The sequence below is a fragment of the Thalassococcus arenae genome (assembly GCF_019104745.1).
Taxonomy (GTDB): Bacteria; Pseudomonadota; Alphaproteobacteria; order Rhodobacterales; family Rhodobacteraceae; genus Thalassococcus_B; species Thalassococcus_B arenae.
On the sequence record NZ_JAHRWL010000002.1, the window covers coordinates 1157100 to 1167102 of the forward strand.

Annotated in this window: 10 protein-coding genes and 1 pseudogene; 2 read left to right on the plus strand and 9 right to left on the minus strand. The window is 59.5% G+C overall.

The window, feature by feature from the left end; all coding sequences use genetic code 11:
• Positions 1-22: 22 nt before the first annotated feature.
• The 5 genes from KUH32_RS16995 to KUH32_RS17015 all read right to left on the minus strand — a co-directional run bounded on the left by KUH32_RS16995 (position 23) and on the right by KUH32_RS17015 (position 4330).
• Positions 23-1297 carry an ABC transporter substrate-binding protein gene (locus KUH32_RS16995; RefSeq protein WP_217779784.1) on the minus strand — a complete coding sequence of 425 codons (1275 nt, stop codon included), beginning with the start codon at positions 1295-1297 and terminating at the stop codon, positions 23-25.
• Positions 1298-1336: 39 nt separating this feature from the next.
• Positions 1337-2263, minus strand: a complete 927-nt coding sequence (locus KUH32_RS17000) for a 3-hydroxyacyl-CoA dehydrogenase family protein (protein WP_217779785.1) — start codon at positions 2261-2263, stop codon at positions 1337-1339.
• A 3-nt stretch (positions 2264-2266) separates the two neighbouring features.
• Positions 2267-3064 (minus strand): SDR family NAD(P)-dependent oxidoreductase, encoded by a 798-nt coding sequence (locus KUH32_RS17005; RefSeq protein ID WP_217779786.1) that lies wholly within the window; start codon positions 3062-3064, stop codon positions 2267-2269.
• Between the two features lie 3 nt (positions 3065-3067).
• On the minus strand, positions 3068-3424 hold the full coding sequence (locus KUH32_RS17010; protein ID WP_217779787.1) for a cupin domain-containing protein: 357 nt from the start codon (positions 3422-3424) through the stop codon (positions 3068-3070).
• A gap of 69 nt (positions 3425-3493) precedes the next feature.
• Positions 3494-4330, minus strand: a complete 837-nt coding sequence (locus tag KUH32_RS17015; RefSeq protein WP_217779788.1) for a cyclase family protein — start codon at positions 4328-4330, stop codon at positions 3494-3496.
• A 214-nt stretch (positions 4331-4544) separates the two neighbouring features.
• Here KUH32_RS17015 and KUH32_RS17020 point away from each other — a divergent pair, with 214 nt between their 5' ends.
• The gene (locus tag KUH32_RS17020) at positions 4545-5309 is read left to right on the plus strand and encodes an IclR family transcriptional regulator (protein ID WP_217779789.1); all 765 of its coding nucleotides are present in this window, start codon (positions 4545-4547) and stop codon (positions 5307-5309) included.
• A 623-nt stretch (positions 5310-5932) separates the two neighbouring features.
• On the opposite strand, the gene KUH32_RS17025 is transcribed toward KUH32_RS17020, so the two are convergent.
• Positions 5933-6301: a MarR family winged helix-turn-helix transcriptional regulator gene (locus KUH32_RS17025; protein ID WP_348541135.1), complete on the minus strand. Its 369-nt coding sequence runs from the start codon at positions 6299-6301 to the stop codon at positions 5933-5935.
• A gap of 208 nt (positions 6302-6509) precedes the next feature.
• On the opposite strand from KUH32_RS17025, the gene KUH32_RS17030 reads away from it, so the two are divergent.
• Positions 6510-8432 (plus strand): FAD-binding monooxygenase, encoded by a 1923-nt coding sequence (locus tag KUH32_RS17030; RefSeq protein WP_217779864.1) that lies wholly within the window; start codon positions 6510-6512, stop codon positions 8430-8432.
• A gap of 67 nt (positions 8433-8499) precedes the next feature.
• Here KUH32_RS17030 and KUH32_RS18650 read toward each other — a convergent pair whose 3' ends face one another.
• The 3 genes and pseudogenes from KUH32_RS18650 to KUH32_RS18535 all read right to left on the minus strand — a co-directional run.
• Complete coding sequence (locus tag KUH32_RS18650) at positions 8500-8781, minus strand: phosphate acyltransferase (protein ID WP_348541141.1); 282 nt, start codon at positions 8779-8781, stop codon at positions 8500-8502.
• Positions 8667-9875 (minus strand): benzoate/H(+) symporter BenE family transporter, encoded by a 1209-nt coding sequence (locus tag KUH32_RS17040; RefSeq protein WP_217779791.1) that lies wholly within the window; start codon positions 9873-9875, stop codon positions 8667-8669. The genes KUH32_RS18650 and KUH32_RS17040 overlap by 115 nt, the downstream gene beginning before the upstream one ends.
• A pseudogene (locus KUH32_RS18535) lies at positions 9868-10003 on the minus strand (succinyl-CoA--3-ketoacid-CoA transferase); the annotation flags it as partial. The gene KUH32_RS17040 and the pseudogene KUH32_RS18535, both read right to left, overlap by 8 nt.

The window sequence follows — 10003 nt, forward strand, 5'->3', positions numbered from 1 at the left end:
CCTGCGCCGCCGCCCGCATGGATCAGAGCAGCCTCAGCTCGCCCGTCGTCGCGATTTCGGGCGCGTGAGAGTTGGCGACGATCTTGAGATCGAAGGCATCCCCCTCTTTCTGCCATTGGCCTGCGACGAGCGGCGTCTTGGTGACGTTGTTGATCGGACCATTGGACCAATCGACGGGCCCAACGATGGTGTCGAGTTTGGTTTCAGGAATTGCGGCGGCGATGGACTCATAGTCCTCCAGATCCGCGGCCCGTTTGACCACGTCGGCCACCACTTCGAACAGCGCGTGCTTGAAGCCGATGGGCTGTGTCCACGGGCGGCCGGAAGCGGCCGTATACCCGTCCGCCAGTTCTTTCGAGCTGGCGCCGGTCAGGGACGAGTTGAACGGGTGATTGGGCGACCACCACACCTCGGACGACAGGCCATCGCCCCGATCGCCCAAGGACTCGATCACCGACGGGAACAGCAATGCCTTTCCGATAGTCACGATCTTGGGGTTGAAGCCCTGCTGTGCCGCCTGCGCCCAGAATGTCGCAAAGTCGGGCGCAATCATATTGCCTGTGACAATCTCCGCGCCGACCTCTTTGAACGCGTTGATATAGTTGGAAAAGTCATCGTTCAGCGGCTGGTAACGGCCGGGGTCAGTCAGATCGTAACCGGCAGCCGCGAGTGGTTTGGGCAAGCCCAGTTCGGCGTCACCCCAGGCGTTGCCGTCTGCGTCGTTGGGGAACAAGCCGCCAACCACTTTCGCCACGCCCGAGCTATCCCACATATCAAGGAAGGCCGCGATCACGTCCTCAAGGCCCCAGAAAAAGTGGTAGGTATAGTCAAACCCCTGCCCCGGCACACCGTTGCGGCCAAAGAAGTAAGGCTGCCAAGGGCAATCAGTGGTGATGCAGGGCACTTCGTTGATCTCGGCCTGATCTGATACGGGGTTCACGGTGTCGGGGGTCGACGCCGCGACGATGATATCCACCTCGTCACCAAGGATTAGATCGGCAGCGACCTCGGCCGCCCGGTTCGGATTTGACTGGCTGTCCTTCGAGATGATCTCGATGTTCCATGTCTTACCATTGTTTTCGATGCCAGTGCTGAAATGGTCCTGAATGGCGCCCAGCACGTAATCATCGGCCTCAGCAAATCCGGCCAGAGGGCCGGTGCGTGGGCTGACATGGCCGACCCGCAATGTTGGGGTCTGCGCATAGGCGCGGGTGCTGTGCAGGATCGCGGGTGCCGCCAAGAGCGCTGTGCCACCGGCCAGAAATCCACGGCGTGATGATGTCTTGAGTTTGGTCATTTTTCCTCCCTTTCGCCGGTCTCCGTCCGGCATTTTGGTTTAATCTAGGATGCCTTCCAGTTTTCGCAGATGCGTTCCGACGCGGGCGCGCACGGCTTCGGCTTCGGCTTCGGTCCATTTGCGGAACCCCTCGCCGCTTTTCATCCCAAGCTTTCCCTCCTCCACGAGTTGCCTGAGATAGGGTGACGGCCCTTGACGGCTCTCCAGATCGAAAAGCACGTTTTCATGGATATCGAGCGTCAGATCGGTGCCGACGAGGTCGGCGTTTTCCAACGGACCCAGCACGGCCAAGCGGCGTCCGAAACAGGATTTCACAACTGTATCAACCGCTTCCGCGTCGCAAATGCCGCGTTCCACGAGGCTCACCGCCTCGCGCCAAAGGGCATGCTGCAGGCGATTGCCAATAAAGCCAGGCACGTCCTTTTCGACCGTCACGGGGGTCTTGCCGGCGTCGGAAAGCAGCGCAAACATCCGGTCTGCAACCTCTGCATCGGTCCATTCGGTCTTGATCACTTCGACCAGCGGGATCATGTGGGGCGGGTTCCACCAATGGGTGCCAAGCGCCCGTTCGGGGTGTTTGAGCCCCTCCATTATCTTGGTGATCTGGATGACCGAGGTATTGGAGGCCAGTACCGTTTGCGCCGGCGCGTGCTGTTCGATGTCCGTGAAAATCCGGCGTTTCAGGTCCAGTTTTTCGGGTGCGGCCTCGAACACGAAATCCGCCTGGCGCACGGCTGCGCCAACCGAGGAACACAGCTCGATCATCTTGAGCGCGCGGGCGATCTCGTCCTCATCCGCCCCTAGCACCTTAAGACTGTCGGAAATCCTCTTTGGTGCAGATTTCAGCGTGTCCTCATGCGGATCGGTGAGGGCCACATACTGCCCCGCGCGGGCAAGCGTCAGCGCGATCCCGTGGCCCATTAGCCCTGCACCGATAACCGCGATCTGCTGCTTCTTGGGAACCATCGATCAACCCGCCGTATAGCCACCGTCAGCATAGAGAATATGCCCGGTGTAAAAATCTGATGCCTTGGAGGCGAGGAACAGCAGCGGCCCGGCCAGGTCTTCGGGCTCGCCCAGGCGGCCCTTGGGCACACGGGCAAGGAAACCTGCACGCACAGTCTTGGCCTTATCGTCGTCGCCAAACATCCACGCGGTCAATGGCGAGCGGAAGACGGTGGGCGCGATGGCGTTGACTGTGATGCCCGTGGGGCCAAGCTCGCAGCCCAGAGCCTTAACGATACCGTCCGTCGCCGCCTTGGATGCGCAATAGGCAGTGTAGCCCGCCGGATGGCCCAGCAGCCCGCGCGCGGAAGAGACCAGCACGATCTTACCCCCCTCGCCCTGCGCCTTCATCTGCCCCGCAGCGGCACGGGCCAATAGCCAGCTTTGTGTGACGTTGGCGTCCATGACAGCCTCGAAGGTTTCCGGCTCCATATCATTGATAAGCGCGACCTTGTTCATGCCGGACGCCACAACAAGAATGTCGAGCCGCCCGTAGGCCTCGACAGCAATTGCCACCAGCCCGTTGCAGGTATCCTCGTCCGAGGGGCGCTTGTTGATCGCCGTCACCTCGGCCCCCATGCCGCGGCACTCTTCGGCGATTTCATCCAAGGCACCCTGATTTCCTGCAACAAGCACCAGCTTGCAGCCAGCCCCCGCAAGCACACGGGCGGCAACCATGCCGAACGCGCCAGAGGCTCCGGTGATCAGCGCCACCTGGCCAGTCACTTCGAACATCGAAAGGGGATTTGCCAATGCGTTCATGTCTCAGGTCTCCGGCTTGGGTTGTGGCGGATAGGGCATCACGACCAGCATCTTGCAGACGTCGTTCGCGCGGTTCTCGATCTTGCGAACCTCGTTTGCCGGAATGGTGCAGCTATCCATCCGGCCCAGCACGGTTTCGGCACCGTTGATGATCACCGTCATCTCGCCTTCAAGAACGACGTAAACCTTTTCAAACGGGGTGCTGTCCGGCCCCGCGCCGCCACCGGGCAGGAACTGGCTGAACCCGACCCATTGGTTCGTCGGCCCGCCGTCCTCAAAGCCTTGCAAGCGCAGACCGTAGCAGCCGAAATGATTGGGCGCCTCGTAGGATTGCGCATCGGCAAATCGTTTCACATGCATGGCGCCCTCCCGCGCGGTTGCATCATCAAAAAAGGCCGCCGGTCACCCCGGCGGCCAGTCAGGGAGTGATTAGAAGTTCGCGCCATCATCGATGCGGAAGTTCTGTGATTTGTCGATCATTGCCACAAGGCGGATGATACAGCCGTCGCCACGGTCCCAGTTCCACGGGAAGAAGGCGAAGGTGCAGCGTTTGCCGGTCACCGCATCCAGATCGCCGCCGACGTTCTCGATGCCCAGAATACCGTTCTTGAACAGGATGTTATGCACCGGCTCCCACTCGGGGAAATCGTCTTTCCAGTCATTTCCGCCGGACCATTCCTTATACTCCTGCTCCAGATGCGGCAGCAGCGGGCCATTGCGCTGTGGGCCGATCGCGGTTGCAAGCGGGTGGTCGTTCGCCTGGGTGTCGTGGCCGACGACCTTTACGCCCTTTTCGACCATCCATTCGCCGGCCGACGGGACAAGTCCGGGGCAGTAGGCGAAATAATCGCCGTCTTCGTAGTCATGGTGCCAGCCGGTGTTGATGATCAGCACGTCACCCTTTCGGATTGCGTGACCACAGGCTTTCTCCAGATCCTCACCGGTGATCGGCTCCCATTTCTTCTTTGGGATCGAGACAACGATGCCCGTGCCGAAGAAATGCGGCAGCGGCACTTCGTCGATGAAAGGCGTGCCCTGCACCACGTGCGCCGGCGCGTCGATATGGGTGGTGGCGTGCATCGTCGTGGTGATGCGCTGGCTCAGCACGCCGGATTTGGCCATGTAGTGGATACGTTCGATCTTGGTATCCTGGAAATACGGCCAGTTGGGGTTCTGGAAACCGAACCGATGGCTGAGGTTGTAGAACTCCAGCCCCATGTCGTTGTCAGTGTTGCCTTGAAACTCGATCCCGCGGATTTCGACCATCGGATGCACCTTCTCTGTTCACCAGCAATGGGCCGGTGTCGGATTGAATGTCATGGCAGGAAGCTCCTCCCCCTGTCCCGGATGACGATACAAACTGCCCACCATGCGGTCAATGAAAACCCGCAATCCGATTGACCTGCACCGCATTGCGGTACATAACGAAATTAGATAAGCAGGCAATAACGTAGATGGAATTGTAAGGTGCTGATGTTAGATGCTTGATCAGAATGACAAAAAAGACCGCTCAGGCATTCAGGTCATTGCGCGCGCCGCCGCAATCTTGCGTGCGTTGAAAGAGGAACGAAGTGGGCTCAGCCTTGGCCAGATTGCTCGCCGTGTCGACCTGCCCCGCTCTACGGTACAGCGAATCACGGGTGCCCTGTCCACAGAGCGGTTCATTATCCAGGACCCGAATGGCCGTGGTTTCCGCCTTGGCCCCGAGCTGGGCGCTTTTGCTGAGGCGGCAAATTTCAACATCGTCGAACGCTGTCGTGCCATCCTGATCGATATCACCCAGAAGACGGGAGAGACCACGGATCTGGCTGTGCTGCGCAACGGCGGCATGATCTTCCTGGATCAAGTGCCGGGATTGCACAGGCTGCGCACGGTGTCATCCGTAGGCGAGGTTTTCCCCCTGACGACAACCGCCAACGGTCTCGCCTGCCTTGCTCTTATGAGCGAAGAAGAGGCCCAGTCCCTTATCGAACATGAGACCGCCGGAAAACTGTCGAAGGGTGAATTGGATGCCTTGCGGGCCAAGCTGAATGATATCCGCGCAACGGGTCTGGCTTATGACATGAACGAGCACACCGATGGCATCTCTGCCATCGGCTTCGCCTTCTGTGACCTGAGCGGAAACTATCACGCAATTTCGGTGCCTGTCCCGACGATGCGCTTTGCCGATATCAAACCCCTTCTGGAAACCACCCTCCGTGAGGCACATGAGAAGGTGCTGGCAGAGTTTTCTTTTAATCAATAGGCGTCACCTTGCGGCGCGCACTTTGCTACTCTCCTAGTGGGGCTCTGATCTTCGGCATGTCTTTGGCCGTGAGCGGTTCACTATTTTTGAGAAGTCCTGAATAGCGGTTTCGATAGGCTTTGTCAGCCGTGTTCGCTCCCGCAGCGGTCTTCCGCGTTCCCGCGCTAGAAAGCGGTTTCATGTTGTACACACAATGCACACGACTCCGATTAAGCCTCTGAAAGTAAAACTAAACCCGTCCCGTCCATCATGGGCGCAGTAGATAACCGCGCTGCGTTGGCGGCTGCGTTCAGGGGCATTCAGCGATCTCCTCGGGACCGCCATTTCTTTGAACGGACCCACGTTGCGCACCATACGCACACGATACACGTACTGCCACCCTACCCCGAACAAAGACAGGCAATCGGCGGCGTTTGGTTGGTGCGCAAACGTAAACTGGGAACAAGGGCACTCCGCCGGTTTGTCCGGCCCTCCTTTCTGGGATGATTTGGATGGAGGACGCCAATGTATCAAATCGATCATTACTGGGGCTAAGTTTGGCCGATGGGCCGCTAAACGTTTGCCGAACCAATTGGAAAAAGCATTACGTTAAGTGCAGTGGGATGTATGCCATATATCGACCGCTACTCAGATACTTGGGCAACACGCATTGCCTTCCTTGCGAGCACTAGGAACTGTTCTTGTTCCGCTGGTTCGAGACCAGACAGTATTTCCGCCTGCAGATCCTCAACGATAGGTAATAGCTTGGAATGTATTTCTCGGCCACGATTTGTGAGCCTGACTTCTCTCGCTCGGCGATCTGATTTGCTGATCGACCGTTCTATCAAACCCTTTTGTTCCAGTCGGTCGACAACTCCTCCAATTGTTGCCTTGTCGTAAGCGATCCTTGCAGCAATGCGCGCCTGCTCCAGTCCGGGGGTCGCATGAATGGCGTCGAGGGCTGCGAACTGAACCGGCGTGAGGTCGTATCCTGCTGCCTGCACACGTTGCATGAAGACTTGGGTTGACGTCTGGTTCAGTCGTCGGATCAGATGTCCTGCCATAGAAGCGACTTTCATCTTCCTGATCTCCTCAGTCAGCCATCCCAACCGCTGTCTCGTTACGCCAGATCGACCGAAAAGGTATGCATACATACCTTCTCCTGGTTGGATTGGTAAGCATAGATACCATAGTCAGAAAAGACAGCACCCGGAGGAAGCCATGCAGTACCATGTGGACGGGTTCAGACCCGGCGATCCGGACGTCAAAGACCCCGCCCCCGGTCGAGAGCAACCGCATGGCGGCGTGGTGCCGGAAACCGTCGACGTGCTGATAGCCGGCTGCGGGCCCGCGGGGCTGTGCCTTGCGGCGCAATTGGCTGGCTTTCCTGAGATCACGACGATGATCGTCGAACCCAAGCACGGTCCCATGGAAAAAGGTCAGGCGGACGGCGTGAATGTGCGGTCGATGGAAATGTTCCAGGCCTTCGGCTTTGCCGAAAAGGTGAAGCGCGAAGCCTACTGGGTGAACCAGACCACGTTCTGGAAGCCCGATCCCACAAACACGGACCACATTACTCGTGTCGGGATCGCTCAGGACGTGGCGGATGACCAATCCGAGATGCCGCATACTATCGTCAACCAGGCGCGGATTCACCAGCTGTTCCTGGACGTGATGAAGAAATCCCCGACCCGGCTGGAACCGCATTACGGGCTGCGCGTGGCGGACCTGCAGATCGACACCGCCACCCAGGATCACCCCGTGACCGTGACGCTGGAGCGTGTGAACGCGGACGGCAGCGCGGGCAAGACCGAGATGGCGCGGGCGAACTATGTCGTCGGATGCGACGGCGCGCGCAGCACAGTCCGCCGCGCCATCGGCGGCAAGTTGCATGGCGATGCCGCGCATCAGGCGTGGGGCGTAATGGACATCCTGGCCAATTCCGACTTCCCGGATCTGCGGCGCAAATGCCTGATCCAGTCGGCCATGGAAGGCAATGTGCTGATCATCCCCCGCGAAGGCGGCTACCTGTTTCGGATGTATGTGGAACTCGACAAACTCAATCCCGACGAACGCGTCGCGAACCGGAAGCTGACGTCCGAACATATCATTGCTGCGGCGAACCGGATCATGCGCCCCTACAGAATCGATGTGAAAGAGGTGGTCTGGTGGTCGATCTACGAGATCGGCCACCGGCTGACGGACAAGTTCGATGACGTGCCGGAGGGCGAGACGGCCAGACGCAATCCAAGGGTATTCACTGCCGGAGACGCATGTCACACGCATAGCCCGAAAGCGGGCCAGGGAATGAACGTCTCCATGGGCGATACCTTCAACCTCGGCTGGAAACTGGCCCATGTTCTGACGGGCCGGGCGGATGCCAGCTTGCTGCACAGCTACTCCGCCGAGCGTCTGGAAGAGGCGAAGCGTCTGGTCGAGACCGATCATAAATGGGCCCGCATCATGAGCGCGCCTCCGGGCGAGTCCGAGCTGGACGACACGGACATGCCGCGCTTTCAGAAGCAGTTCATCGAGAACCTCGAATTCACGGGCGGTCTTGCCGTACAGTACGATCCGTCGCGCATCATTGCCGAGCCCACACATCAGCAGCTTGCGACCGGACAGATCATCGGAAAACGGTTCCATTCCGCGCCAGTGCTGCGGCTGTCAGATGCGAAACCGCTGCACCTCGGTCATGTGGCCGAAGCGGACGGCCGATGGCGACTCTATGCCTTTGCCGGACAAAGCGACGTGGGCGCCAAGGGCGGCACCATCGAACGGCTGTGCGACTGGCTGGGAAGTGACCCCGCCTCGCCCTTGCAGCGGTTCAGGCGGGAAAATGACGACATCGACGCCGTGATCGACCTGCGGGCGGTGTTCCAGCAAGGCTTCCGATCACTGAACCACGAAGACATGCCCTCTCTTCTTCGGCCCGCGAAGGGGCGCTACGGCTTGCGCGATTTCGAGAAAGTATTCTGTGTCGACCACAAGCTGGGCGATGACATCTACGAGATGCGCGGGATCTACCGAACAAGCGGGTGTCTGATCGTCGTGCGTCCCGATCAGTATGTCGCGCATGTCCTGCCATTGGATGCATTCGACGAGCTGGCGGCATTTTTCAACGGGATACTCACACAACAATAACAGCAACAAGCAGCCGGGGCCTCCAATCGGAATGGTATCTTTCGGCTATTCCGGGCCCAGAGTCAGGTTACGTCTTCGATCCCGCTGCATCGACCGCGGCCAAAGCGGTCAGGTTCAATAGCCCGCGCACGCTCACAGATTGAGACGCAACGTGGACGGGCCGTGCGGCGCCGATCAAAACCGGTCCGACAGACACCCCTTCGCCCATTTCACGCAGCAGGTTTAGTGCGATCCTCAGTCGTTCTTGCCGCCCGTAAATGACGCCGCAGATCTGCCCAGAAAGTGGACGGCAATCCCAATGACCACACCCCAGAACGCCGAACCGATCCCGAACAAGGACACACCGGATGCCGTGAACAGGAACGTGAGCAGCCCGGCCTGAGCATCGTCAGATGCCAGCATCGCTCTGGTGAACTTCAGAATGGGCTGCAAAAGCGCCAGACCAGCCAGCAGAGCAATGAGCGCGGAGGGCAAAAGGACTAGCGTCTCGACTATGCTTCCAGCAAAAACGCCGCCAAGACAGAAGAAGACGCCACAGGCGATGCCGGCGACATAGCGGCGATCGGGGTCGTCATGGCTATCGGGTCCCGCGCAGAAGGCTGCAGTGATCGAGGCCAGCGCGGTTGTGATGCCGCCCAACAGCGCGGCCGGGACAGAGACAAGGCCGCCGACGATCAGGATCGGATTTGCCGATACCTGGAAGCCGTTGGCCCTTAGGATCGCCATGCCCGGAAGGTACTGGCCACTCAGCGTCGTGATGAGCAAAGGCAATGCCAAGCCAAGCATGGCCCCGGTTGAAAGGGCCGGTCCCCTGACTTCAAGAGACGCAAAAGCCACGCCCACGGTTCCAACCGATGCATCGTAGAAGACGGCGCTGATCAGCAGAGCCGTCGTCAGCAGGACCAGCATGACATAACGGGGAAAGACCATCGCGCAGACGGCGAAGACGATGATCAGCAGCGCAATCGCGGCGGGATCGGTTGCCAATCCTCCCGCGGCCCTCAGCCCGAATCCGAAAAGGATGCCAGCCATCATCCCATTGGTCACCGAAGGCGGCAGGAGTTGGACAAGGCGTTCGAATACACCGGAAACGCCGATGAGTACCAGAACTGCTGCCACAGCGATGTAGGCACCGACCATCTCGGCGGGTGACAAGGATGTCCCGAGCGAAATCAGAAGGACCGTACCAGGGGCCGACCACGCCATCGCGACAGGAACGCGGAACCAAAGGCTGAGGCCGATGCTCGACAGGCCAGCGGCAACCGAAATCGCGAAAACCCAGGACGAAAACCCGTCCTTGGAGATCCCCATAGCTTCGGACGCGCTCAGATAGATCAGGAGAGGACCGGCGTAGGAAACGAGAACCGCCAGAAATCCGGCCCCGATCGCGGAACCGGAAATGTCATTGAGGCGTAGACCTTTATATCCTGCAGCCTCAGACAATCGTCGCCTCGGTCGCGGCGTGGATGTCGTCGCGGGTGACGCCGGGGGCGCATTCCAGGATGTGCAGGCCCTTGTGGCCGACCTCGAGCACGCCCAGGTTGGTGATGATCAGGTCCACCACGCCGCGG

What these genes read in the sequence shown, in the direction of transcription:
- KUH32_RS17000 (WP_217779785.1), bottom strand. Translation starts at nt 2,263, where the DNA reads ATGGTTCCCAAGAAGCAGCAGATCGCGGTTATCGGTGCAGGGCTAATG.
- KUH32_RS17015 (WP_217779788.1), bottom strand. Translation starts at nt 4,330, where the DNA reads ATGGTCGAAATCCGCGGGATCGAGTTTCAAGGCAACACTGACAACGAC.
- KUH32_RS17020 (WP_217779789.1), top strand. Translation starts at nt 4,545, where the DNA reads ATGCTTGATCAGAATGACAAAAAAGACCGCTCAGGCATTCAGGTCATT.
- KUH32_RS16995 (WP_217779784.1), bottom strand. Translation starts at nt 1,297, where the DNA reads ATGACCAAACTCAAGACATCATCACGCCGTGGATTTCTGGCCGGTGGC.
- KUH32_RS17030 (WP_217779864.1), top strand. Translation starts at nt 6,510, where the DNA reads ATGCAGTACCATGTGGACGGGTTCAGACCCGGCGATCCGGACGTCAAA.
- KUH32_RS17005 (WP_217779786.1), bottom strand. Translation starts at nt 3,064, where the DNA reads ATGAACGCATTGGCAAATCCCCTTTCGATGTTCGAAGTGACTGGCCAG.
- KUH32_RS17010 (WP_217779787.1), bottom strand. Translation starts at nt 3,424, where the DNA reads ATGCATGTGAAACGATTTGCCGATGCGCAATCCTACGAGGCGCCCAAT.
- KUH32_RS17025 (WP_348541135.1), bottom strand. Translation starts at nt 6,301, where the DNA reads ATGCAACGTGTGCAGGCAGCAGGATACGACCTCACGCCGGTTCAGTTC.